Here is a 22,683-nt window from a genome sequence, read left to right on the forward strand (position 1 = left end):
TCTGATGGGGAGGCGATCAGCACAGCATTGCAAGTCTAGCGTGTGGCTCTTCCACCGTCGTCTTTGCGCTATCCGCGCGGCATCTTCAGGATAACGTTACGACCGTTCTTCTGGTAACTGAGTTCGTCGTCACCAATGGTCGAAATACGACCGCCATCAATCCGGTCGCCCACTTGAACCTTTTTGTAACGACCATTTGACAGTCGCACGAGTGCGCGGCGTGAACTGGGTTTGCCATAAACGCCGATCAGGTTGATTTTGCGAAGATTCAATTGGTTGCGCACGGTTGCTGCCTTGGCGACCGAGGATTTTGACGGAATTTTCGGCGCGGTCTGTTGTTGTTGGGGAACGGCAGCGGCGACCTTGGTTACCTCCTGTGTTTCGTTTGAATCGCGGGCTTTTTCGACCACCCTGGCAAAGTTTCTTGGGCGTGGTTTGGGTTTGCGCGACTCTGCCACGGCCTGTGCTGTGCCGGTTTCAATGGGTGTCGTCGCCGTCGCGGCCTCAGCCAATGCGCTTTCCACCGCTGCCTTCGCAGCGGCAGCTTCGGATTCTTCCTGATCCCGCTTTGCCTGAGCTTGTAGTTGAATTGATGCGGGCCGAGTTCTGGGCCGTTTGCCTGCCAGTTCGCTGCGGGTTAGCCCACCCAGATTGGCGCGCTCGTTCTGCGCGATCAGACCTTCGGGGCGCACGCGTGGCCGTATGGCCGCACGTCTCTCATTCGCTGCCGAAACGGCAGGCTCCTCAATCTCGTTGCGCTGAGGCATGGCCGCAGGAGTCGAGGGTGGGCGGCCTGCAAACACAAGAAACCCTTCTGGTGTGAGGGAACCTTCAGCCCGGGCAACGACAAGGCCACGATCATCAAGTTCAAACCGGCTGCCGCGTTTGGCAGGCAGAGGCACCCGGCCCATCACCAGATCAGTGGCAAGTGCCGCAATTTCGGGAAGCGCGACTGCGTCCTGGGCATCGACCCGCGGATCAATCGACGTGAGATAAAGGTCATCAAGCGAGTTCTGGTCCGGTAGCTGGGGCTCTTGCGGGGCTCGTTGCCACACGCCGGTTACGGCATAACGATCCTGTGCTTCCTTTTCGCTCAGCGCTTGGGGCAAATTGGGTTGGGCCAACGGAGCGATTTCAGCGGGCTCCTCTGGCGCTTCCAAAGAAGCAATGGCGGGGCCATCGCCTGGCATTGCGGGCACCATCGCCTCGTCACCCTCGACATTCAGCTCATCAGCAGTGCCGGGGGGCAGGATTGCGACTTCGGCTTCGCGGGGGGCAAAAAGCCGGGCCAGACCGTCATCCATGAAGATTGACGCCCAGGCCGCAATCCCAGCCAGAAAGACCAGCAGAATCGCCGTCAGCATGAGGCCGAGATAGCGCGGCTTGCCACCGATGGCTCGCTTTTCGGTTTCCGCTTTACGGGCGCCGAAAACCGTCATTCGCTGACGTTCGCTTACCAGTTCCGGCTCACCTGTCGGCTCAAAGCTGGCTTCTGCGGCTCTTGCCCCGGCGCGGCGAGCGGACCTGTTTGCAAGCGAGTTTCTTACACCGCCAGCAAGGCCAGAAGCCATCTCGGAGCCCCGGCGGCTTAAGAAGGAAAGCCGCCCTCTTGGTGGTTCGGCGTTTGAATCGGATGCGCCTATATCGTCGTCATACTGAGTCGGCTCTTGGAAATGCTCCAATTCTGGCGCTGGTGCCGCGACGTATACATCGTGCTCAAGGTCAGATTCTGGTTCCGCTTCAATTGGCTGAGGCGCGCTTTCGACATGGTCATCGATTGCAGGCGTGAGCGGCTCGGCTATCAGACCTTCTAGATTGCGGCGCACTCCGCTCAGTGAAGGTGCGACGATGTCCTTATCATCGTCGCGAACCGCGCGGATGGTGGAAAAAGAAGGGGTGCTGTCATTCCCTTCGTCAACCGCATCACTGGCAGAGGTAATTTCGTCAAGCGAGCCGTGTGGAACGACATCGTCGACAGCAGCAGTTGCTTCTGTCCCCACTGTCTCCGGTTCCGCCTCGGCTTCTTCGCCCTCTATGGAGGGTAAAGTATCAGAGAGCACAGAGACACCCAGCGAACCGAGATCGGATTCGGTATCAGGCTCGGTTTCCTCGTCCAGAGGGGGCGCTATTGTCGCGGAGTCCGAGACAATCTCTTGCGCCGCGTCAGGTCCCAAAGCTTCAACCGCAGCAGATGCCTGCTCCGGCTCGGTCTCAATTGACGGGGCGTTGGCGATGTCTGCGTCGAGGCTGGTCGAGGCGTCGGGTGTTGCCTGTTCGGTTTCTTCATCCCCGGGGTCGGGAAGTCGCACGACACCTGTGACCTTGATCGGCGCCATGTCGCGATGCACTTCGTCGCCGTTAGCCAACAGCGCGGAGGCATGATCGGTCGGGCCAAAAAACGGCTCACCCGCGAATTGTCCCGGTGGGGGTATCGCTACGAAGCAGACGGGGCCGAACCCGTGATCTGACGCGAATTTTTCGGCCTCTGCGAGAGTTTCGCGTGCCACGGCGGCAATCTGTGTTTTCTGCCCGTCCATTGTCCAGTCATAGACGAGTTGATCGACGGGGTAGGGGGTGGCGTCGTCAAGGGCTTTCAGAATGGCTTGGGTGCGTTGAACCTCATCCATGAGACCGAGGTCAAGGCTGAGATATTTGATCTGCTCATTCGGTATGATGAGTTTGGAGGTCAGGTCTTGACCATTTATTTGCTGCGCAGTCTCGCGAAGTACCTCAAGCGCGCCGGGAAGATCCGGCGAATCCAGCGCAACCTCGCCCACCCGGTTCCAGCCGGGGAAGGCCCTGTGTAGCAGGCCTATGCCCTCAAACGAGAGCGATAGCGCAAAATTTGGTTTCATTGCCGGGGAATTAACACTCTTTCAGATGTGATGGGAGTCTTACCCAACATTGACTAATTTTATCGCAACAAATTGCCGGGGCAAAGGAGTTTCGGGTTCAACCGGCTCAAGGATGATATGGGGACGGAGCCGGTGGGTTCAACCAAAACCCCGGCAACCATGGGCAGCCGGGGCGGAAAAGAGTTCAGTCAGCTTTTGGATGTGTCAGGCAGTGGCCTTGGCCAGCCCCTGATCGAGATCGGCGATCAGATCGTCAGCATTTTCGATGCCGATGGAAATGCGCACGGTATCGGGGCCCGCACCTGCGGCTTCTTGCTGCTCGGGTGTGAGCTGACGGTGGGTGGTGGAGGCCGAGTGGATTATGAGCGAGCGCGTATCGCCGAGATTGGCAACGTGCGAAAACAAATCAAGACTGTCGACCAGTTTGACGCAAGCGTCATACCCTGCCTTTAGCTTGATCGTGAAAAGCGCGCCTGCTCCTTTTGGGCAAACCGTTTCTATGCGGTCGTAATAAGGCGAGGAGGGCAGGCCGGCATAGGTAACAGCTTCGATTCGCTCGTCCTTTTCCAGCCATGCCGATATTTTGCGTGCGTTTTCAACATGGCGCTCCATCCGCAGAGACAGCGTTTCGATCCCCATCAGCGTATAATGCGCCGCCTGCGGGTTCATCGTCATGCCAAGATCACGCAGCCCCACGGCGATGCCATGGAAGGTGAACGCCAACGGGCCAAAGGTCTCATGGAATTTTAGGCCATGGTAGGCGGGTTCGGGTTCGGACAGGGAAGGGAATTTGCCCGACGCAGTCCAATCGAAATTGCCTGAGTCGACGATACAGCCACCCATGACCGTGCCGTTACCGGTAAGGTATTTGGTGGTGGAATGCACCACCAGCGTGGCGCCCAGCTTGATCGGCTGGCAGAGGTATGGTGTGGCCGATGTGTTATCGACAATCAGCGGGATTTGTGCGCCGTCGGCAATCGCCGCAATTGTCGGAATGTCTGTGATGTAGCCGCCGGGATTGGCAATGGATTCGCAGAAGATTGCGCGTGTGTCATCGTCGATGGCTGCTTTCACGGCGTCGACATCATCGAAATCAACGAATTTGGCCGACCAGCCAAAACGTTTGATCGTTTGTGCGAACTGGGTGACCGTGCCGCCATAAAGCCGGGTTGACGCGATAACGTTACGGCCTGGTTCCATCAATGGGAACAGCGCCATGATCTGGGCCGCGTGGCCCGAGGAACAGCAGACAGCGCCCTGGCCACCTTCCAATGTGGCGATACGCTCTTGCAATACGGCTACTGTCGGGTTGGTCAGCCGCGAATAAATGTAACCCACTTCCTGAAGATTGAAGAGCGCGGCGGCGTGATCGGCATCGCGAAAGACATAGGCCGTTGTTTGATAGATCGGTGTCTGGCGGGCACCTGTGGCCGGGTCAGGGCGCGCGCCCGCGTGAATTTGCAGTGTATCGAAGCCGTAGGTCATGAAAAACGCTCCCGTTGATTTGTGTTTGAGCGACTCCTAGGGCATTCGCTTTGCTCTCACAACTGTGCTCAACGCGGAAAGGAGGGTGTTTCAATTGCAAAGCCTGAAATACAACAGCGTTCCGGGCTTGGCCAAGTGGTAGGAAGATTGGCTCGGTTCATCGCATCCAGAAACCGGCTTTCTTGATTCGGTTGCGGATTGCCTGCTCGCGTCGGGGGAGATTGTCCCGGTCGAACATCTCACGCACCTTCTGGCCACGGTTCTGATAGACCATCCGTTTGATCGGCTCATATTGCTTGAGCACTTTCTTGATCTTGTTGGGGGCGGTGACTTCTTCCAGAGCGGCGACGACTGCATCGCTTTCGCGGGCAAAGAGAAGCGGAAAGAGCCTGTAGTGGCAGCTGACCTGGCCATCAAGATACCCTGCGGGCAGCGAGTCGCGGCCGCCCCCCAAAGCATGGATCACCAGCGGGAGAGCAACCTGATCAAGCCACGGGTCAAGCTCCTGACAGACCAGTTCTTCCGGAGCGTCACGACTGATCGCCAGCGCATATTCGAGGAATTTTTCGCCAAAGGCTCTGGGGCACTGATAGAAAAAGTAGCCCGCGTTGAAGTAGAGATAGCGCTTCCAGTATTCGTCAGGCTGTGACTGATTGAGCGAGCTTTCGAAATCCAGCCCGAACTTGTCATAAAGCGATTTCCAGATATCGGTGTAACCGGGGCCATAGAGTTCGAGCTTGGGCCAGGTGCCTTCACAGCGCAGTGAAGCGGAGGGGCGTGTGAAATCAAACGGAACAGTCTCCAAATCGCCCGTGATCAGAGTGTCTGTATCGAAAAAGACGAAAGGTTCACCCTCGGGGAGGGCGAACAGAGCCTCGATCTTGTTGCCATAGGGATAAGTCTCGCCGAAGTGATGGTTTTCGAAACTCAGAATTTCGGCTTCGAGTCCTTCAAGAGCCTCTATGACCGCGCCATTGCCGATGCGTGGGTCGCGTGACCATTTCGGTCCGGGCTGGGGTTCTGCCACGAAGATGCGGCCTTTGAAATCGGGATTGAAATGGCGAAAAGAGGCTACAAAAAGGAGTGCTTCATATTGCAGGCGTCCATTTTGACCGATGATCACCACATTGAAGGATTGGCTTTCCTTTGCCTTTGCGGCCATTATTGCACCTGCCTCGCTCTGCTCAACGCGCAGTATAGAAGGAGTGAGGCTGACGACAAAGGCCTTTGGAGAAATTGATTACAAATTTGACGTGAAAGGAATTCCACATGCTCGACAATATTTTCATTGTTTTCGCAATTTCGATGGGGGCCGCCGGTGGGGGTGGGCCAATGGAGGCGCCCATGCCTGCACCCGCTACTGACGCGGTGGTCGTTGAGCAACCGTCTCAGAGTTCTGGCGGGGGCTTGTTAGATGGCACGGACGAAACCGAAACCGCCCTGACCACCCCGGAGACCGGTGCATATACTGCCGAGCCGCAAGTGCCGACGGGAAAGTTCACAACTGCCATTGAGATCAAGCCGATCATGAGCGCAACCAAGGGAAACTGGGTCGCCATTCGAGAATATGATGGCAAAGATTTGGTCTACTTTTCACATATCCTGGCTTGGCGATGCGGTTTGGCTGGTGTGCGCTATTCGATCAATGGTGCCCCGATGCAGGAGTGGCCATTGGCGCCCTGCCAACTCGACACAAACGCCCCAAACGCGATACCCAGTGATGCAAAGATCTATGAGGTGCATCCATTTCAATCGGTCAATTCGCTGTCCGTCGAGCTTATTTATGATGATCTGACGCGTGAAGCTGCTGTTTTTGAACGGAAAAATGTTCTCATGCCTTGATCCATTCCGCCGGGTCGTTTGAGCACGAATGTGAATGGCAAGGCGGGGCGTAAGCCTATCCTCGTGGTCGGTGTGTCATGCGCAAAGCCATCAGTGCGGAATTCAACCCGCCGAGCATGATATTGGGTGGATAAGGGCCATAGCGGTTGGACCCCACGACAAAAACCACGCCGATTTCTTTGCCTGGTATGTCGTGAAATACCAAGTGATAGGCTTCTGTTTGTTGTGACAGGGTGGTGGTGAGCAGTCTGTGCAGTTGTTCTTGGGTAAGTGTTCCAGTCGTCTCGCGCCCCCAGTTTACATGAACGTCAATTCTTGCATTGCCATTGCCCTCTTGCGTGGTTTCCAAGGCGGAAATGCCTTTCTTGGTCAATGCAAGAGGTTGCAGATAGGGGGCATCGGAATAGTTACTCAGGATACGGACGGTTACGGCCGGCGCCGCCAAAAATACGATGATCAGGATTACCCGGAGAAGATTGCCTTTGTCGCCCATGGCACAAAAACTGCCATAGCAAACCTGATAAATCGTTAATCACTGGCACGCACATTGAAATTCATAAAATTTCGCAAGAGGCGGCCCGACTGCTTGGCTGGCGCGATGCCGGTATGCTTCGCAAGAAGATAGAAGTGTGGATGAAATGGTGGGCGACCCTGGAATCGAACCAGGCGTGCGTCTCCGCGAGGGAGTTACAGTCCCCTGCCACACCTTGCGGCCTGTCGCCCACTGTGTCGGGGTGATTACTGTGGTCTCATGGGGTCGTCAACAGGAAAATCCCGTGATATGCGGCGGGAAAGACGGGGCGTTCGGAGACCGCGATGAAGAAGCCTACCTGGGTGATCGATAAGGAAAAGGCGCGCCGCAAGGAAGCTGCGGAAACCGTATGGCTTTTTGGCCTGCATGCCGTGCGCGATGCATTGCTGAATCCGGCTCGCGAAAAGCTGCGCTTGGTGGTGACGAGGAACGCCGCTGACAAATTGGGCGAGGCCATTGCCGAGGCCGGAATCACCCCTGATCTGTCCGATGCTCGCAAGTTTGCAGCGCCAATTGACGCGCAGTCGGTACACCAGGGCGCGGCGCTGGAGGTCAAACCACTGAATTGGGGCAGTTTGGCCGAGCGTTGTGTCGGCGTGCCCGAACGGGTTCCGCGTGTCTTGTTGCTTGATCGGGTGACGGATCCACACAATGTCGGCGCGATTCTGCGTTCGGCGGAAGTGTTCGGTGCCTGCGCGGTGATTGCGCCTCGGCACCATTCGGCGCCCGAAACCGGGGCTTTGGCCAAAACTGCGAGCGGCGCACTTGAACGCCAGCCCTATTTGCGGGTGCGCAACCTGTCGGACGCGATGGAAGAGCTGAAGGCTATGGGATATCTGATGCTTGGACTTGATGGCACAGCCGATCAAACCATAGAATCGGCACTTGAAGGGGTTCGGGATCGCCCTGTCGCGCTGGTTCTGGGGGCCGAGGGGCCGGGTCTGCGCCAGAAAACCCGCGAGACCTGTGACGCTTTGGTCAAGATAGATTTTGCAGACGCATTTGGGTCGCTCAACGTATCGAACGCGGCTGCGGTCGCACTTTACGCATCGTTGCCACGCTAGGGCAAATCGGACTTGTGGATGCTGTCTTCACAATTATCTTACTTCCTCTTCATAACTTGCAAAAAGTTTCTATCTGAAGATCAGAAAGGCAGGCGCGGAACTCCTGTCTTTCACTTCACTGTCCCTCGTTCCGTGACTGGCGCCCGGACATGTCCGGGCGCTTTTTTCCCGACAGCTTTAAGGCTATGGTTGGCATATGAGTGAAACCTATTCAGATTCGCATTTGCGCGAAATTCTCTCCCGAACCAAGACCATAGCGGTTGTTGGGGTGTCGATGAACGAAGTGCGTCCGAGTTTTTATGTCGCGCGCTATCTTTCGCTGAAGGGTTACAAGGTTATTCCGGTCAATCCAGTTCACGCGGGCAAGGTGCTTTTGGGCGAAACCGTGCGCGAAAACCTTTCGGAAATCGCCGAGCCTGTGGATATGATTGATATTTTCCGCCGGTCCGAACATGTTCCGCCAATCGTAGATGAGGCGTTAGAGGCCTTTTCCGGTCTGCAAACCATTTGGATGCAGATCGGGGTGGAGCATAAGGAAGCCGCCGAGCGTGCGCGCGCGCGGGGTGTGGATGTGATCATGAACCGCTGTCCCAAAATCGAATATCAACGGCTCTTCGGAGAGCTGCGCATGGGTGGGTTCAACACCGGCGTGATTTCTTCGAAATTGTGAAAACCTGCCTTTTCCGGTCGGATGCGGAAATGGCGAAAACCACAAGCGTGCAAGGTGAAAGTCGGGTGTCTTAGGTCCGGCTGGCTTTTTCTTTCAGCCCGGATTGACCTTGACGGCTGGCAAGCTCCTCCAGAACGTCAGCCAAGGCAATGTCGCGCGATTTGAGCATGACAAGCAGGTGAAACAGGACATCTGCCGCCTCGGAGGTAAGCCGTTGGCGGTCGCCCTTTACGGCCTCGATCAGCGCCTCGATGGCTTCTTCCCCGAATTTTTCGGCCACTTTCTCCGGACCCTTGGCGAGCAACTTTGCAGTCCAGCTTTCATCTGCCGAGGCAGAGGCGCGTTCAAGAATGATTTTTTCCAGGTCTTCCAGTGTCATGTCAGCCTCATCGGGATGCCGGCGGCGGCCAAATATTGCTTGGCCTCGCCGATGGTGTATTCACCGAAATGAAAGATCGACGCGGCCAGAACGGCCGAGGCACCGCCTTTGGTGACGCCCTCGACCAGATGGTCGAGCGTGCCGACGCCGCCCGAAGCAATCACCGGAACATCGACAGCGTCGACAATCGCGCGTGTGAGCGGCAGATTGAAGCCAGCGCGCGTGCCGTCGCGATCCATCGAGGTCAGCAGGATCTCACCGGCGCCTTTTGCAACCACGGTGCGAGCGAATTCAACCGCGTCGATGCCGGTGGGTTTGCGGCCCCCGTGGGTGAAGATTTCCCATTTCCCCGGAGTCACGGTCTTGGCGTCGATGGCCACGACGATGCATTGACTGCCGAATTGATCTGCTGCCTGGGCCACGACGTCTGGATTGGCGACTGCAGCGGAGTTGAAGCTGACCTTGTCCGCCCCGGCGAGCAGAAGTTTGCGCACATCCTGAACCGTGCGCACACCGCCGCCAACAGTGAGCGGGATGTAACATTGTTCAGCAGTGCGCGTGACCATATCCAGCATCACCCCACGATTTTCATGGGTGGCGTGAATATCAAGAAAACAAAGCTCATCAGCCCCCGCAGCGTCATAGGCACGCGCGGATTCGACCGGATCTCCGGCATCGACCAGATCGACAAAATTCACGCCCTTGACTACGCGGCCATCGGCCACGTCAAGGCAAGGGATAATTCGGATCTTGAGCATGGCTCGGCCCCGGCTGACTACGCTGCATCTCTATGGCAAGAAACGCGGCAAGGGGCAACGGCTTGACGGTAATCAGCCGACCGGTTTGGCCCGGCCGACATAGCTGTCGGCAAACCGCACGAGAATGCCCAAGGGGAAAAGCCCGAGGATATAGATCATGGCCGCCATTTTCGTGACCGGTGCGAGGGTGTTGAACAGGTTTGTCACGTTGCTCCCACCCAGGCAGACGCTATGGGTCTTCATCAGATGTCCATCGCAGGCCATCATCGGGATGACGAGGAGGGCGACGAGAATAACGGCGAGGCAGCCGCCCCAGAACATCACAAACCGCGCCTGCGGTGTTTTCAGGTCGTGTGCCGTGGCGACGGCCACGATGGCGGGCATTCCGTAAAAGAAGGATAGCAGAAAATCGTTGAGCATAATCAATCCGTTGATAAAATTCCGGATGGCATGAGTATCGGACGCGCACCAAGGCGTGTCAATTGCGGATTGCTGAGGCAATCAGGCCAATACGGCCAGCGCCTGCTTGAGATCAATCGCGCCATCATAAAGCGCGCGGCCCGAGATGGCACCGTTCAGGGGCGCGCCACAGGTTCTGAGCGCCCTGAGATCGTCAAGGGAACTGACCCCACCAGAGGCGATGACGGGGATTGATACCGCATTGGCCAGCGCCGCTGTTGCCTCTACATTTGGGCCTTTCATAGCACCGTCGCGCAAGATGTCGGTGTAAATGATTGCGGCGACGCCGGCATCTTCGAAGGATTTGGCAAGATCGGTCGCGTCGATATCGGTTTCTTCTGCCCAGCCTTTGGTGGCCACTTTTCCGTGACGCGCGTCGATGCCGACGGCGACCTTGCCGGGAAATTCGCGGGCCGCGTCGCGCACCAGGGCGGGGTTTTCGACGGCGACCGTGCCGAGGATGACACGCGCCAGCCCGCGTGAAATCCAACGCTCAATCGTGGCCATGTCGCGGATGCCGCCGCCAAGTTGAGCGGGGGTTTTTGTCTGTTTCAGGATCTCCTCGACCGGTGCGGCGTTGACCGGTTCACCGGCAAAAGCGCCATTGAGATCAACAAGATGCAGCCATTCGCACCCGGCCTCGACAAACTCCAACGCTTGCGCGGCGGGGTTTTCGTTGAACACGGTTTCGCGCTCCATTTCGCCATGCACAAGGCGCACGGCGCGGCCATCCTTGAGGTCGATCGCGGGGTAGAGGATCATTGTTTTGTCCCTTGTTTTGCTGGCGGGAATCCTTTGACATGGTGGCGCGGCAAATGCAACGTGACCTCAAGTTAAGCTTGAATGGAGTCCTCGCAGGAAGCAGACTGGGAGGGGAACTCAGGGAGGAGAATAAAAATGAAGAAAATCATGGGCTTGGCGGCGATTGGGCTGTTGGCGATGGCGGGTGCTGCGATGGCGGACCCGGCGGAAGGCATCTGGAAAACCGAAGTGGATGATGGATCTTACGCGCACATCCAGATGACGAAATGCGGAACGAATGTGTGCGGAACAATTGCGCGTACCTTCAACGCCAGCGGTGAATACAACTCACCCAACAAGGGTAAGCTGTTGGTTCAAAACATGAAACCCGAGGGCAAAGGCTATTACGCCGGCAAAGTTTGGCGCCCGTCCAACAACAAGATCTATATCGGCAAGATGCAGGTGAGCGGCAACAAGTTGAAGCTCAAGGGATGCATCGCCGGTGGGATGCTGTGTTCGAGCCAGAATTGGACGCGGGTAAAGTAAGCAATCGTCCGGTCGGGTTAAAAGGTTAATCCTCCGCCCAAGGGCGGGGGTGTTTCGCGTGCACTGACAAGGCACTTCTTGTGCACCGGGTCAGGCGTTAACTTTTGGCTCCGCGAAAGCTTAATGCAACGTACGACATTGAGCGATCTGCGGGCCTGCGTTTCGGCGTCGTTCCGCCTTGCGGGGTGGGACACGAAACCTTCATTGGTGACAATCTGAAAATCCGCGTATTGTGGTTTGCGTCCGGGTGTGGTGCCGGGACATGTACGCTGCGACCCCAAGGTCAGCAGCAGGAGAGCCCCGAAATGCGACCTCTGCTTGTTTCGTTTCTTGCGTTGTTTGCGATGCCTGCTGCGGCAGAGACGGCGGCGGGGCTTTGGCTGACCGGGCCGGACCAGAAGGGGCAGGTTGGGCACATCCTCATGTCGCCATGCGGCGCGAGCCTGTGTGGGACGGTTGTGAGCGCGCTGGATAAGGCCGGACGGGCGGTGAAGACGCCCAATGTCGGCAAGCAGGTGATCTGGGATGTGAAGCCGGTCGGCGCAGACAGCTATGCCGGGCAGATGTATGTGAGCCATTTCAAAGCCACGGTGGCCGGAAAATTCCATCTCATGGGCCGCAAGATGACTGTTAAGGGCTGTCTTGGGCCGGTTTGCCAGTCGCAGGTGTGGACGCGGCTGAAGTAGGGCTTGGCAACGCGGCTTTGAGTGAGGGCGCGCGACGTGTGGGCTCTCAGACGCTTCAGGGCGTCCAGTTGAGGAAATTCGCGATCAGTTGAAGGCCGGTTTTCTGACTTTTCTCGGGGTGGAACTGCATGCCTAGAATGTTATCGCGTCCGACGATTGCGGTGATTTCGCTGCCATAATCCACATGCGCAAGGCGATGCGCAGGGTCGGTGACGCGGAAATGATAGGAGTGCACGAAATAGGCGTGCTGACCTGTTTCGATCCCTTCAAAGACCGGGTGAGGGTGGTCGATCACCAGATCGTTCCAACCCATGTGCGGCACTTTGAGAGCGGGATCTGAGGGCGCTATCTTGACCACTTCGCCGCCGATCCAGTCGAACCCCGGCGTTTCGGTATATTCAAGCCCGTGCGTGGCAAGCATTTGCATCCCGATACAGATGCCGAGAAAGGGTTTGCCGCCTGTTGTCACAGCTTCTTCAATCGCCTCGTACACGCCGCGATGATCGAAGAGTGCGGTGCGACAGGCCGGGAAGGCGCCATCGCCGGGCAAGACGATGCGCGCGGCGCGCCGGATCAGATCGGGATCAGAGGTGACATGCACTTCGCCAGCGTTGCTTTCACGGGCCATGCGTTGGAACGCCTTTTCGGCCGAGTGCAGATTGCCGGATTCATAGTCAACGATGGCGGTGAACATGGGTGGTCCCGTCTTGTGCAAGGGGGGAGACGCCCCGGATCAGGCCCGGAGCGTCGGAAATGTCTTAGAGCGTGCCCTTGGTCGAGGGGATCGCATCGCCCTTGCGCGGGTCGGTTTCAACCGCGTCACGCAGCGCACGAGCGACCGATTTGAACGCGGCTTCGGCGATGTGATGCGAATTCAGCCCGTGCAGAGCTTCGACGTGAAGCGTGATGCCGCCATGGGTGCTGAACGCCTGAAAGAATTCACGCACCAGTTCAGTGTCGAACGTGCCGATCTTTTGCGTTGGCAGATCAAGGCTCCACACCAGAAAGGGGCGGCCCGAGAGATCAAGCGCGCTGCGCACGAGGGTGTCGTCCATTGGCAAAAGGCAGCTTCCGTATCGGCGGATGCCCTTTTTGTCGCCCAAGGCGCGTGTGAGCGCCTGACCAAGGGCGATGCCAACATCTTCCACCGTATGGTGATCGTCGATGTGCAAGTCACCGGTGCAGCGGATTTTCATGTCGATCAGCGAATGGCGGGCAAGTTGGTCAAGCATATGATCAAAGAAGCCGACACCGGTCTGGTTGTCGTAAGCTCCGCTGCCATCGAGCGCGATTTCGACGCTGATTTCGGTTTCCGCAGTTTTGCGGGTGACGCTGGCGCTGCGCATAAGGCTGTTCCCATGGTTCAAGGTAATGCGGGGCCGTTATAGGAGCGCGCCCGGCGGGTTGGAAGCGGTTGCATGCGCAATGGCATGGGTTTTTGCGCGGGCGTGACATTTTGCGTAGTGACGATTCGGGTGTATCGTTTCGCGATTACACAAGAAAAGGTTGTTTGCGATGTCGGTTTTTGCGCTGCGTTTGGGTGTGGTCATGGCGGTTTTGGCGGGATTGAGCGCCTGTGCGACGGCCAAGGGGCCATTTCGCAAGACCTTGTTAAGTGAGCCGGTTTGCGCAGAGCCGCATGATTTGCAGGCGGGCAATCAGGAGCTTGGAAAAGAGGAAAAGCGGCGTTGTGCCATGCAGCGACATTTGATGCCGGGTGCGGCAGAGGCACGGGCCAAGCGTGCGGAACTGGTGGCGGCGATTGCGCAGGCGCGGGCGGAGGCGGGCGAGGGCGAGGCGGTGGTGGTGACGGTTTCGGATCTGGCGATGCCGGATGAGGATTGGGTGGCGCTGGCAGATGTCAATGAGCGGGCGTTGCAGCGCAGCGATGAATACGATCTGGCGTTTGTCGAGTTGGCGGATGATGGATCGCTGGATCTACCCTGGCAGTTGCAGGCGGTGAAGGCGCATCTGGATCGTCAGGATAAGGCAGGCGTGCAGAATTACGTGGTCGCCTATGTGCACGGATGGCGTCACAATGCCGAGCTGCGCGATGGGGATGTGCGCAAGTTTCGCCGGATGCTGGCCTATTCGCGCGCGGCGTTGAACACGCGTTGTGTGGCGGATGGCAGCTATTGCAATGCGGCAGTTACCGGCGTGTTTATCGGCTGGAACGGGCAGCGGGTGAAAGAAGGGCCGTCGGATGAAAACCCGGACCAGGGCGCGCCGACAGGGTTGGAGAGTATCGGGCCGGCGCTGACCTTCTGGAACCGGTGGGATGTGAGTTGTCGGTTGGGGGGCGGACGGGGCAATTGCCAAGGCACGGTGCCGAAGAATTTCAAATCGCCCTTGCGGATGGTGTTGCGTGAGTTGCAGGGCGAGTTGTGGTTGCGCCCCGGCAATGCGGCGGCGGACAAGTTTCTGATTTTCGGGCACTCGATGGGCGGCAACATGCTGGCCGAGATGCTGCGCGTGCAGGCAGAGGCCAAGGTGAAGCGCCATGTGCCGGGGCAAAGGATGACGCCGCTGGTGGGCGATCTGGTGGTGCTGCTCAACCCGGCGGCAGAGGCGGGGGCGTGGCTTGGAATTCAGCGGGCCGAGCGGGCGCGTGCCGGGTTGAAGGACAGCAATCGGCTGACCTGTTGGCAACCGGGGGGCGAGGCTGGTGAATGTCCTGAGCGCGCGGAATTGGCGCGGTGGTATCGACTTTACCCCAAGGAACAGCGTCCGATTTATGTTTCTCTGACATCAGCAGGGAACTGGGGGACGTTGAAGGCCAAGGACCGGGACGTTGAACATGATCTGGCGACGGGTGAAATTTTTCCCTTTGCGCGCAAGATAGAGGGCCAGCAGGCGCGCGAAAGGGTGGTGGCCATCGGGCATTATACGCCGGATTATGCCAGCCAGTTGGTGCTGCGGGGTGAAGCGGCGGGAACGTCGCATGAGGTGGCCGTTCTGGAGGGGGCGGTAGGCAAGAACACGCGTTATCTTTCGCGTTATCGCAATACCTCAAACCCCGAGGCGTCATGGTGCGCGCCTGCCGATGGCTGGCTGCGCGAGACGCGCGAGATGTGGTCGCAAAACGGCACGATTGCCAATTGGGATACCAGCTATCTTGGGGATGGGTCGCGCAAACAGGAATTGCCCAATATTGGTGGACCATTGAACAAGGCGCGTATTCAGTGGCGTCAGGGGATGAACCTGAAAGGTAATCTGGGGGCCTTGAGCGTGTCGCCGGGGACCAGCCCGTTTTGGAATACCCGCGCGCTGGATACGGCGATTAGAGGGCATGCGGGTTGGGCCAATTATGCGACGTGGTGCGCGCTCAACCAGATGGTTTTGGATGATGTGACGGGGCCGGGGCGCCGGCCGGTGGTGACGGCAGAGGTTGAGGCAGTTTCAGGGGGCGGAAATTGACGAGGCCGCTTGAACCTCTGGCGGGTTCATGCCAGCTTGCGGCGATCCAGAAGGGGCGATGAAAATGTCGACATGTGTCTTCGTGCAACTGCGCTGCAAACCGGGCACGACCTATAAGGTGGCCGAAGAAATCGTGCTGCGCGAAATTCATTCCGAGCTGTTTTCGACCAGCGGGGAATATGACCTGATCCTCAAGCTTTATATCCCCGCAGATCAGGATGTCGGGAAGTTTATCAACGATAGTCTGCTGGACATCCCCGGCATCGAACGCTCGCTGACGACGCTGACGTTTAACGCGTTCTGAGTGTTGCGCCTGCTGCGGGATGGGCGAGAGGCAGTGGGTGGTCTCAGGCCTTGAGTGGGGAAATCGCCAGAAATCCCGCCTCGCAGAAATCGAGCAGGGTTTCGATCATTTGCGTCGGGGTGGCGTTGCCGTCTGAAATTCCCTCCTGATCTCTTCCAAGTGTTTCGATGCGCCCGAGCGAGGCGCAGATCGAGAGCATGGACGAGACCATGAAGACGAAACATGCGCCGATCTGAGAACGCGAGGCGTTGGGCAGGAGGCGGCGGATTTCGGTGATGAAAATCTCGACCGTTGGGTCAAAGCAGCGTGCGGCAATCTCGCGCCAGCGCTCGTCGGTGGAGACATGGGCGATCAGACGGCCATAGGCGCGCCAATGGGCTCCACCCTCAAAAACCTGGTGCAGGAAGGGTTCAAGAAAGCAGGCAAGCACCGAGCGCAGATCGAGCGGGCCGAGTTCCTCGCGTGCTGCGAGGGCATTGACACGCAGGTGTGAGAGCGGTTCGGCGCGCCGTGCAACCACGGTAAAGAAAAGCTCATCCTTGCTGCCGCCATGGTGGTTTACCAGCGCGGTTTGCACTCCGGCGCGTGCGGCAATGTCGCGAATCGAAGCACCATCGAATCCATGTTCGGAAAACACCGCCTCGGCCGCATCAAGAATGCGCGCGCGGGTTTCAAGCGAGCGTTTGCTGGGGGCGCGTTGGCGTTGTTTTTGCTTGGTGTTTAACATCTTCACAAAAGAGCTTGCCTTATTTTGAACGCTCGTTCAATCTAATTGTAACGGGAGACGGAAGAACAGGGTGGAAATATGCCGGAGTCGTTGAGGGGGGCGCCCGCCGAGGGGGGTGTGGAGAAATTCGCGTTGATCGGGGCGGGGCCGATGGGGTTGGCCATGGCCAAGGTGCTGCGTGAGCAGGGGATTGCGTTTCAGGGGTTTGAGCTGCATTCCGATGTCGGGGGCCTGTGGGATATCGATGCGCCGCGGTCGACAATGTATGAAAGCGCGCATCTGATTTCGTCAAAGAAGATGACCGAGTTTGACGATTTTCCGATGCGTGAAGAGGTGGCGGAATACCCCTCGCACCGGGAAATGAAGCGTTACTTTCAGGAATTTGCCGAGCGGTTTGATATCTATCGTGACTATGCGTTTGGTTGCGAGGTGTTGAGCGCCGAGCCAAAGGGGGCGGATGGCGAAGGCTGGGTGGTGCGTTGGCGAGACGGCGAAGGGCATGAGCAAAGCGGCGAATTTGCCGGGGTCATGATCGCCAATGGCACGCTTTCAGAGCCGAATATTCCCGAGTTTGAGGGCGAATTCACCGGTGAGTTGATCCATGCCTCGCAGTATCGCAGCGCGCGGCAGTTTGACGGCAAGCGGGTGTTGATCGTGGGGGCGGGCAATTCCGGCTGCGACATCGCGGTGGATGCGATTCACCACGGGGAAAGCTGTGATTTGTCGATGCGGCGCGGCTATTATTTTGTGCCGAAATACGTGTTTGGCAAACCGGCGGACACGATGGGCGGGGCGATCAAGCTGCCGATGTGGCTCAAGCGTCGGGTTGATGGGATGATCCTGAAATGGTTCGTCGGCGACCCGCAGAAATATGGCTTCCCCAAGCCCGATTACGCGCTTTACGAGAGCCACCCGGTGGTCAATTCGCTGATCCTGTTTCATGCCGGGCATGGGGATCTGAAGGTGCGGCCCGATATCGCGCGCCTTGACGGGAACGTGGTGCATTTCACCGATGGGAGCAGCGGTGAGTATGACATGATCCTGACGGCGACGGGGTATCTGCTGCACTATCCGTTCATCGACAAGGCGTTGCTGAATTGGCAGGGCGATGCGCCGCATCTTTATCTCAACGCCATGCACCCCGAGCGCGATGATCTGTTCGTTCTGGGGATGGTCGAGGCGTCGGGGCTGGGATGGCAGGGGCGTCATGAGCAGGCGGAAATGGTGGCGCGTTACATTAGCGGATTGAAAGCCGGGAATGCGGCGGCGCGCCAGATCAAGGAGGAGAAGGCGCGCGGGTTTGATCGTGCAACGGGTGGGATGAATTATCTTAACGTGGCGCGCATGGCCTATTACGTTGACAAGGCGACCTATCGCAACGCCGTCACCGGCTGGATCAAGGCGCTGTCACGGGGGGCGGCATGAACGATATCGACACGGTTGCGCTGAACTTCAGCCCGGCGAGCCTGATGGCGTTGAACGGGGTTCTGGCGATTGTGATGTTTTCGGTCGCGCTGGATCTGCGGATTGCAGATTTCGGACGGTTGATGAAAGCGCCAAAGCCGCTTTTGACCGGGATCATCTCGCAATTTCTGCTGCTGCCGGCGCTGACCTTTGGGTTGGTGATGGTGATGCAGCCGCAGGCCTCGATTGCGCTGGGGCTGATCCTTGTGGCGGCTTGTCCGGGGGGCAATATCTCAAACTATATTACCCATCGCGCCGGGGGGAATACCGCGCTGTCAGTGTCGTTGACGGCGTTTACCACGGTGGGGGCGATTGTGCTGACACCGCTTAATATTGCGTTCTGGGGGAACCTCTATGGCCCGTCGCGCGAGATTTTGCAGGCGATCAAGATTGATCCGGTGCAGGTGGCGATTACGGTGATCCTGATGCTGCTGTTGCCGCTATTGGCGGGCATTGTTCTCAATGAACGGCGTAGGTTTCTGGCGATGCGGCTCAGGGCGCTGATGCAGAAACTCTCATTGGTGATATTCGTCGCCTTCATCGTGTTGGCATTACAGGCGAATTGGGCGTTTTTCCTTGGGTATGCGCATCATGTTGCACTGCTTGTGTTCTTGCATAATGCGCTGGCGCTGGCCGGGGGGTATGGCATTGCCAGCCTTGTGGGGCTGTCGGAATTTGATCGCCGTTCGGTGACGATTGAAACGGGGATTCAGAATTCCGGTCTTGGGCTGATCCTGATTTTCGGGTTCTTTGGCGGGCTTGGCGGGATGGCCGTGGTGGCCGCGTTCTGGGGCATCTGGCACGCAATCTCGGGCATTGCATTGGCGCGGATCATGTCGCGCACGGTGGCTGCGCAATGAGGCGTGTATTGGTGACAGGAGCCGCCGGGGCAGTGGGCACGGCACTGCTTGGTGAACTTGCCGCGAGTGACTGGGACGTGATTGCGACGGATGTGCAGGAACCACGCATGCTGCCCGAGGGCGTTCGGTTCTTGGTGATGGACGTGCGCGGCGGGGATGTTGACCGGGTGATCGGTGAGGTGCGGCCCGAAGTGGTGGTGCATCTGGCCTCGATTGTGTCGCCGACGACACGCGAATTTGCCCATTCGGTCGATGTTGTGGGGTCACGCAATGTGATTGACGCCTGTGTAATGCATGGCGTGCGGCGGTTGGTGGTGACCTCGTCGGGGGCGGCTTATGGCTATCACGCCGACAACCCGGTGCCGCTGCGCGAAAGCGACCCGGTGCGCGGCAATGTCGAGTTCGCCTATTCCGATCACAAGCGGCAGGTCGAGGAGATGCTGACCGAGGCGCGTGTGGCGCATCCGGCGCTGGAGCAGGTGGTCTTGCGGGTCGGGACGGTGTTGGGCGAAGGGTTGGAGAACCAGATCACGGCGCTGTTTCACAAGCCGCGCCTGTTGGCGCTGAGAGGCAGCGACAGCCCGTTCGTGTTCATCTGGACGCGTGATCTGGCGCGTATCCTGCGGCGTGCGGCGGGCGATGGTCCGGCGGGGATTTTCAACGTGGCGGGCGATGGCGCGTTGGGGGTTGATGATCTGGCCAAGGCGCTGGGCAAACCGGTTTTGCGGTTGCCGGTCTGGGCCGTGAAGCTGGGGCTTGGGGTCGCGAAACCTTTGCGCTTGTCGCGATATGGGCCGGAGCAGGTGCGCTTTTTGCAATATCGCCCGGTGTTGGATAACACGGCGCTGAAGGGCGAGTTTGGCTATGTGCCGGAGTTGAGCAGCGCCGAAGTGTTTGATCTCTGGCGCAAGGCGGCGGGGCTGTGAGCAAGACGGCGGTGATCACTGGCGGGGCCGGGGGGATGGGATTGGCGCTTGACGCGGGATTGCGCGCACGCGGCTGGCGCACGGTTCTGATTGATCTGCCGGGGCAAGCGTTGGAGGCATTGGAACCCATGGCAGAGCGCAAGGTTCTGGCCTGCGATCTGTGCGATGGGGCGGCGATGCGGGCGGTTTGTGACGGGCTGCGCAAAGACTGTGCGTCGATTGATCTGGTGATTTACAATGCCGGGATCACGCAGGTTGGGGCGTTTGACGCGCTGTCGGAGGCGGCGCATCGAAAGGTTTTTGAAATCAACTATTTCGCGGCCACCAACATGGCGCGTGAACTTTTGGAGGATGTGCGGGCGGCGCGCGGTATTCATCTGGTGATGTCGTCGGTTGCGGGTTTTTCGCCGCTGATTCACAGGACCGCCTATGCGGCGAGCAAACACGCGCTGGAAGGGTTTATGAAATCGCTGCGCTCGGAAGAAAAGGCGTTTGGCGTCAGGTGCCTGATTGCGGCCCCAAGCTTTGTGGCGACCAATATCGGCAGGGCGGATGAGCAGGCCGATGGAACCTCGCGCCCCGGATCGGCAAGCGATGGAATCGACGTGATGTCACCCCAAGCGGCGGCGGAGGTGATCCTGCGCGGGGTTGAGAGAGAGCGTGATTTCATACCTGTGGGGCGCATGGCGCGGATTGCGTCATTGGTAAACCGGCTTTCTCCTGCGCTGTATCAACGCTTGATGGAGCGTAGTGTCAGGCAGCGGTAGGTGTTTCGGGGAAGAGGCGGCGCGGCATTGCCATGCGCAGGCAGGGGGCCGCCCGAACCCGATCATCTGGTTTCCATGATCTGAGGTTACTTCGTCGGTGGCCAATTCAGGGCGATACCATGCGCCGCGGCCAGGTCGGCTTGGGTTTGTGTGAGCGGCTGGTAGGACACGAATTCGCTACCCGAGCAGGCGGGCAGGCCCAGGGCCGCGATCAAAGGTGCGTCGTAGTGGCCGGACAACAGCAGGATGCCTTCGCGCGCCAAGTGGTCGCGCGTGCCTTTGCCTTTGTCGGATCGGATGCGCCGCATGAAGTCTTGCTGTTGCGCCACGGCTTCGACCACGTCGCGGGTGATGGGTTGGCGTTGAACCTCGCGGAACAGATTGGCCATACGATGATTGCCGGATTGCCCCGCGAAAATACGCGCGATTACATCGGCCGGCACGGTGCGCCAGAAATTCGGCGGGTAGGGGTGGTCACGCAACAGCCAAAGTATGTTGGCGAATCCCGACGCCGAGACGCTTTTCTTGGAATCCTTGTTCTGGCCGAGGGTCAGGTATTGGGGGCGCGCCACGATCAGGCCGAGATAGCATTTTGCCCGCACTTCGTCGGCGGCCACCAGAATGCAGGGGTGGTCGATGGCCTCGGTCGGAATCATCCAGTTGCTGCCCATGGTGTTCTTGATGTCCACATCGTGTCCGAGAATGACGGTATCGAGCTTGCCTTTGGGCAGGCGCAGCATGGCGCGTAGTTCAATTTCGACGCGGGTGCCGATGTAGGTTTTTTCGGTTTTTTCCAGTTCGTCATAGGAGCGCCGCCCGGTTTTCGGGGTCATGATCACGTCGTCAACGCATTGGCGCAGCATGGCGGAGAACCTGGTCGCCAAAGCCGCACCCCCGCCAGCGCGCCGAGTGATTTCATCGCCGATTGCGCTCAGCAGGGTGTGATCGCGGTGGCCCGCGATGACCATGCTATCTGGAATGGTTTTCTTCAAATTGCCCGCAGCCCTGTGAAACCGTTGTTTACCGGCAAGCTGTCACAAGTGGGAGGGCTTGGGAAGTTCAGCCGTTGACGGCGCGCAGCACCCGCTTGCGCAGAGCTTTGGCGATCTGCGCCGATACGGCCTGAGCGACGGGGGGCGGAAAGGCGTTGCCGACCTGCCGATAGGCGTTGGTCTTGGCGCCTGTAAAATGCCAGTCGTCCGGGAAGCCTTGGATGCGAGCCACCATTGGCACCGTCAGGCGCGGCATGCCGATGTGCGAGGGGTCGGGGGCTTCGGGCGCAATGGTGCGCCCTTCGACACCCAGCGTGGCCCATGCGGCGCGCGCACGGGTGGGGCCAAGATCGGGGCCGCCGTGTTTCTTGGAGCCGCCCACGATGGTCGGGGCAATTTCGTCGGCCTTTGCAGCCCAGTCGTCGGCACCGCGCCAGCCGCGCGCGGCCATGAGATCGCGCAGGGTTTCGCCAACGGTGGGCGGGTTGTGCGGATTGGGCTCTGGCCAGTCAAAGAAGTCTGCACGCTCCTTTTGAACCGCCACAATCACCACGCGCGGGCGCAGTTGCGGCACGCCATAATCTGATGCATTGAGAAGCCGCCAATCGGTCTTGTAGCCCAGCTTGTCGAGCTGCTTTTTCAGCCGTTCGCGATAGTCGTGGAATACAGCGTCGAGAAATCCGCGCACGTTTTCAATCATCACGGCGCGGGGGCGGGCGGCATCTACAATGTCGATGGCATCGTTGAACAGGTTGCGTTCGTCCTGCTCGCCCAGCTGTTTGCCGGCGACGGAAAAGGGCGGGCAAGGTAGGCCACCGGCCAACAGGTCCATGCCCTTGTAATCAGCGGCGCGCTCCTTGAAGAGTCGCATGTCTTCTTCGAGGACATTCCATTCGGGGCGATTGTGGCGCAGCGTGTTGCAGCAGTGTTTGTCGATCTCGACCAGCGCGGTGTGGGCGAATCCGGCTTTTTCCAGCCCGAGGGCCTGACCGCCGGCACCGGCGCAAAGTTCTACGGATGTCAGCATGTTGCCCGCCCTCTTTTCGCACATACAACGCGTTGTGGTCGCCTAGATCAACAGGCGACTCGACGTTGCATGAATGTTCCTAATTCGTTCTTACTTGCTTTGGGCAGGTCGGGCAAGCCCGGGCGGGTGGCAATCTGTTGCCCCGTCGCTATCCCAGCGTCAGAAACAGAAAGGCCGCCCGG

At 58.7% G+C, this 22,683-nt stretch carries 24 protein-coding genes and 1 tRNA gene; 11 read left to right on the forward strand and 14 right to left on the reverse strand.

The features are described from left to right. Positions 1–68: 68 nt before the first annotated feature. From LZG00_07190 to LZG00_07200, 3 genes are all read right to left on the reverse strand, one after another. Positions 69–2,855, reverse strand: a complete 2,787-nt coding sequence (locus LZG00_07190; GenBank protein ID MCF3593782.1) for a hypothetical protein — start codon at positions 2,853–2,855, stop codon at positions 69–71. Positions 2,856–3,059: 204 nt separating this feature from the next. Next, positions 3,060–4,340 (reverse strand): O-acetylhomoserine aminocarboxypropyltransferase/cysteine synthase, encoded by a 1,281-nt coding sequence (locus LZG00_07195; GenBank protein MCF3593783.1) that lies wholly within the window; start codon positions 4,338–4,340, stop codon positions 3,060–3,062. Positions 4,341–4,497: 157 nt separating this feature from the next. After that, positions 4,498–5,502, reverse strand: coding sequence for a hypothetical protein (locus tag LZG00_07200; protein MCF3593784.1), 1,005 nt, complete (start codon positions 5,500–5,502; stop codon positions 4,498–4,500). A 107-nt stretch (positions 5,503–5,609) separates the two neighbouring features. Between LZG00_07200 and LZG00_07205 the strand changes: the two genes are divergently transcribed. Beyond that, positions 5,610–6,182, forward strand: a complete 573-nt coding sequence (locus tag LZG00_07205) for a hypothetical protein (protein ID MCF3593785.1) — start codon at positions 5,610–5,612, stop codon at positions 6,180–6,182. A gap of 55 nt (positions 6,183–6,237) precedes the next feature. Here LZG00_07205 and LZG00_07210 read toward each other — a convergent pair whose 3' ends face one another. Next, positions 6,238–6,675 (reverse strand): hypothetical protein, encoded by a 438-nt coding sequence (locus LZG00_07210; GenBank protein ID MCF3593786.1) that lies wholly within the window; start codon positions 6,673–6,675, stop codon positions 6,238–6,240. Positions 6,676–6,821: 146 nt separating this feature from the next. Continuing rightward, a tRNA-Tyr gene (locus tag LZG00_07215) sits at positions 6,822–6,905 on the reverse strand. Between the two features lie 93 nt (positions 6,906–6,998). Here LZG00_07215 and rlmB point away from each other — a divergent pair. Then, positions 6,999–7,778: a 23S rRNA (guanosine(2251)-2'-O)-methyltransferase RlmB gene (gene rlmB, locus LZG00_07220; protein MCF3593787.1), complete on the forward strand. Its 780-nt coding sequence runs from the start codon at positions 6,999–7,001 to the stop codon at positions 7,776–7,778. A gap of 196 nt (positions 7,779–7,974) precedes the next feature. Further along, positions 7,975–8,448: a CoA-binding protein gene (locus LZG00_07225; protein ID MCF3593788.1), complete on the forward strand. Its 474-nt coding sequence runs from the start codon at positions 7,975–7,977 to the stop codon at positions 8,446–8,448. Between the two features lie 70 nt (positions 8,449–8,518). Here the strand turns inward: LZG00_07225 and LZG00_07230 are convergent, their stop codons facing one another. The 4 genes from LZG00_07230 to hisA form a co-directional block, all read right to left on the reverse strand. Further along, a complete protein-coding gene (locus tag LZG00_07230; GenBank protein ID MCF3593789.1) occupies positions 8,519–8,827 on the reverse strand; it encodes a phosphoribosyl-ATP diphosphatase in 309 nt (102 codons plus the stop codon). After that, positions 8,824–9,585, reverse strand: coding sequence for an imidazole glycerol phosphate synthase subunit HisF (hisF, locus tag LZG00_07235; GenBank protein MCF3593790.1), 762 nt, complete (start codon positions 9,583–9,585; stop codon positions 8,824–8,826). Before hisF ends, LZG00_07230 begins: the two co-directional genes overlap by 4 nt. A 72-nt stretch (positions 9,586–9,657) precedes the next feature. Next, positions 9,658–10,005, reverse strand: a complete 348-nt coding sequence (locus tag LZG00_07240) for a hypothetical protein (protein MCF3593791.1) — start codon at positions 10,003–10,005, stop codon at positions 9,658–9,660. Positions 10,006–10,086: 81 nt separating this feature from the next. Then, complete coding sequence (gene hisA / locus LZG00_07245) at positions 10,087–10,806, reverse strand: 1-(5-phosphoribosyl)-5-[(5-phosphoribosylamino)methylideneamino]imidazole-4-carboxamide isomerase (protein ID MCF3593792.1); 720 nt, start codon at positions 10,804–10,806, stop codon at positions 10,087–10,089. 135 nt (positions 10,807–10,941) lie between these two features. Here hisA and LZG00_07250 point away from each other — a divergent pair, with 135 nt between their 5' ends. Next, positions 10,942–11,331, forward strand: coding sequence for a DUF2147 domain-containing protein (locus LZG00_07250; GenBank protein ID MCF3593793.1), 390 nt, complete (start codon positions 10,942–10,944; stop codon positions 11,329–11,331). Between the two features lie 305 nt (positions 11,332–11,636). Further along, positions 11,637–12,017, forward strand: coding sequence for a DUF2147 domain-containing protein (locus LZG00_07255; protein ID MCF3593794.1), 381 nt, complete (start codon positions 11,637–11,639; stop codon positions 12,015–12,017). Between the two features lie 55 nt (positions 12,018–12,072). Here LZG00_07255 and hisH read toward each other — a convergent pair whose 3' ends face one another. After that, positions 12,073–12,711: an imidazole glycerol phosphate synthase subunit HisH gene (gene hisH / locus LZG00_07260; protein MCF3593795.1), complete on the reverse strand. Its 639-nt coding sequence runs from the start codon at positions 12,709–12,711 to the stop codon at positions 12,073–12,075. Between the two features lie 64 nt (positions 12,712–12,775). Then, positions 12,776–13,363 (reverse strand): imidazoleglycerol-phosphate dehydratase HisB, encoded by a 588-nt coding sequence (gene hisB, locus LZG00_07265; GenBank protein MCF3593796.1) that lies wholly within the window; start codon positions 13,361–13,363, stop codon positions 12,776–12,778. A gap of 169 nt (positions 13,364–13,532) precedes the next feature. Between hisB and LZG00_07270 the strand changes: the two genes are divergently transcribed. Next, a complete protein-coding gene (locus LZG00_07270; protein MCF3593797.1) occupies positions 13,533–15,434 on the forward strand; it encodes a hypothetical protein in 1,902 nt (633 codons plus the stop codon). Positions 15,435–15,498: 64 nt separating this feature from the next. Then, positions 15,499–15,738 (forward strand): Lrp/AsnC family transcriptional regulator, encoded by a 240-nt coding sequence (locus LZG00_07275; protein MCF3593798.1) that lies wholly within the window; start codon positions 15,499–15,501, stop codon positions 15,736–15,738. 43 nt (positions 15,739–15,781) lie between these two features. Here LZG00_07275 and LZG00_07280 read toward each other — a convergent pair whose 3' ends face one another. Beyond that, on the reverse strand, positions 15,782–16,465 hold the full coding sequence (locus LZG00_07280; GenBank protein MCF3593799.1) for a TetR/AcrR family transcriptional regulator: 684 nt from the start codon (positions 16,463–16,465) through the stop codon (positions 15,782–15,784). A 78-nt stretch (positions 16,466–16,543) separates the two neighbouring features. Between LZG00_07280 and LZG00_07285 the strand changes: the two genes are divergently transcribed. Genes LZG00_07285 through LZG00_07300 form a run of 4 tightly spaced genes read left to right on the forward strand, consistent with a single transcriptional unit; the run spans position 16,544 to position 20,482 of the window. Further along, positions 16,544–17,890: an NAD(P)-binding domain-containing protein gene (locus LZG00_07285; protein MCF3593800.1), complete on the forward strand. Its 1,347-nt coding sequence runs from the start codon at positions 16,544–16,546 to the stop codon at positions 17,888–17,890. Next, positions 17,887–18,789 (forward strand): bile acid:sodium symporter, encoded by a 903-nt coding sequence (locus LZG00_07290; GenBank protein ID MCF3593801.1) that lies wholly within the window; start codon positions 17,887–17,889, stop codon positions 18,787–18,789. Before LZG00_07285 ends, LZG00_07290 begins: the two co-directional genes overlap by 4 nt. Further along, positions 18,786–19,715 carry an SDR family oxidoreductase gene (locus tag LZG00_07295; GenBank protein MCF3593802.1) on the forward strand — a complete coding sequence of 310 codons (930 nt, stop codon included), beginning with the start codon at positions 18,786–18,788 and terminating at the stop codon, positions 19,713–19,715. Before LZG00_07290 ends, LZG00_07295 begins: the two co-directional genes overlap by 4 nt. Beyond that, positions 19,712–20,482 (forward strand): SDR family NAD(P)-dependent oxidoreductase, encoded by a 771-nt coding sequence (locus LZG00_07300; protein ID MCF3593803.1) that lies wholly within the window; start codon positions 19,712–19,714, stop codon positions 20,480–20,482. The genes LZG00_07295 and LZG00_07300 overlap by 4 nt, the downstream gene beginning before the upstream one ends. An 86-nt stretch (positions 20,483–20,568) precedes the next feature. Here LZG00_07300 and LZG00_07305 read toward each other — a convergent pair whose 3' ends face one another. Together LZG00_07305 and LZG00_07310 are read right to left on the reverse strand one after the other, a co-directional pair. Beyond that, complete coding sequence (locus LZG00_07305) at positions 20,569–21,474, reverse strand: hypothetical protein (protein ID MCF3593804.1); 906 nt, start codon at positions 21,472–21,474, stop codon at positions 20,569–20,571. Positions 21,475–21,541: 67 nt separating this feature from the next. After that, on the reverse strand, positions 21,542–22,501 hold the full coding sequence (locus LZG00_07310) for a DNA cytosine methyltransferase (GenBank protein MCF3593805.1): 960 nt from the start codon (positions 22,499–22,501) through the stop codon (positions 21,542–21,544). Between the last annotated feature and the right edge of the window lie 182 nt (positions 22,502–22,683).

This window comes from Rhodobacteraceae bacterium LMO-JJ12 (genome assembly GCA_021555075.1).
In the GTDB taxonomy this organism is placed as follows: Bacteria; Pseudomonadota; Alphaproteobacteria; order Rhodobacterales; family Rhodobacteraceae; genus JAKGBX01.

Coding starts and splice junctions, on each gene's coding strand:
- LZG00_07190 (MCF3593782.1), bottom strand. CDS start 2,855: ATGAAACCAAATTTTGCGCTATCGCTCTCGTTTGAGGGCATAGGCCTG.
- LZG00_07195 (MCF3593783.1), bottom strand. CDS start 4,340: ATGACCTACGGCTTCGATACACTGCAAATTCACGCGGGCGCGCGCCCT.
- LZG00_07200 (MCF3593784.1), bottom strand. CDS start 5,502: ATGGCCGCAAAGGCAAAGGAAAGCCAATCCTTCAATGTGGTGATCATC.
- LZG00_07205 (MCF3593785.1), top strand. CDS start 5,610: ATGCTCGACAATATTTTCATTGTTTTCGCAATTTCGATGGGGGCCGCC.
- LZG00_07210 (MCF3593786.1), bottom strand. CDS start 6,675: ATGGGCGACAAAGGCAATCTTCTCCGGGTAATCCTGATCATCGTATTT.
- rlmB (MCF3593787.1), top strand. CDS start 6,999: ATGAAGAAGCCTACCTGGGTGATCGATAAGGAAAAGGCGCGCCGCAAG.
- LZG00_07225 (MCF3593788.1), top strand. CDS start 7,975: ATGAGTGAAACCTATTCAGATTCGCATTTGCGCGAAATTCTCTCCCGA.
- LZG00_07230 (MCF3593789.1), bottom strand. CDS start 8,827: ATGACACTGGAAGACCTGGAAAAAATCATTCTTGAACGCGCCTCTGCC.
- hisF (MCF3593790.1), bottom strand. CDS start 9,585: ATGCTCAAGATCCGAATTATCCCTTGCCTTGACGTGGCCGATGGCCGC.
- LZG00_07240 (MCF3593791.1), bottom strand. CDS start 10,005: ATGCTCAACGATTTTCTGCTATCCTTCTTTTACGGAATGCCCGCCATC.
- hisA (MCF3593792.1), bottom strand. CDS start 10,806: ATGATCCTCTACCCCGCGATCGACCTCAAGGATGGCCGCGCCGTGCGC.
- LZG00_07250 (MCF3593793.1), top strand. CDS start 10,942: ATGAAGAAAATCATGGGCTTGGCGGCGATTGGGCTGTTGGCGATGGCG.
- LZG00_07255 (MCF3593794.1), top strand. CDS start 11,637: ATGCGACCTCTGCTTGTTTCGTTTCTTGCGTTGTTTGCGATGCCTGCT.
- hisH (MCF3593795.1), bottom strand. CDS start 12,711: ATGTTCACCGCCATCGTTGACTATGAATCCGGCAATCTGCACTCGGCC.
- hisB (MCF3593796.1), bottom strand. CDS start 13,363: ATGCGCAGCGCCAGCGTCACCCGCAAAACTGCGGAAACCGAAATCAGC.
- LZG00_07270 (MCF3593797.1), top strand. CDS start 13,533: ATGTCGGTTTTTGCGCTGCGTTTGGGTGTGGTCATGGCGGTTTTGGCG.
- LZG00_07275 (MCF3593798.1), top strand. CDS start 15,499: ATGTCGACATGTGTCTTCGTGCAACTGCGCTGCAAACCGGGCACGACC.
- LZG00_07280 (MCF3593799.1), bottom strand. CDS start 16,465: ATGTTAAACACCAAGCAAAAACAACGCCAACGCGCCCCCAGCAAACGC.
- LZG00_07285 (MCF3593800.1), top strand. CDS start 16,544: ATGCCGGAGTCGTTGAGGGGGGCGCCCGCCGAGGGGGGTGTGGAGAAA.
- LZG00_07290 (MCF3593801.1), top strand. CDS start 17,887: ATGAACGATATCGACACGGTTGCGCTGAACTTCAGCCCGGCGAGCCTG.
- LZG00_07295 (MCF3593802.1), top strand. CDS start 18,786: ATGAGGCGTGTATTGGTGACAGGAGCCGCCGGGGCAGTGGGCACGGCA.
- LZG00_07310 (MCF3593805.1), bottom strand. CDS start 22,501: ATGCTGACATCCGTAGAACTTTGCGCCGGTGCCGGCGGTCAGGCCCTC.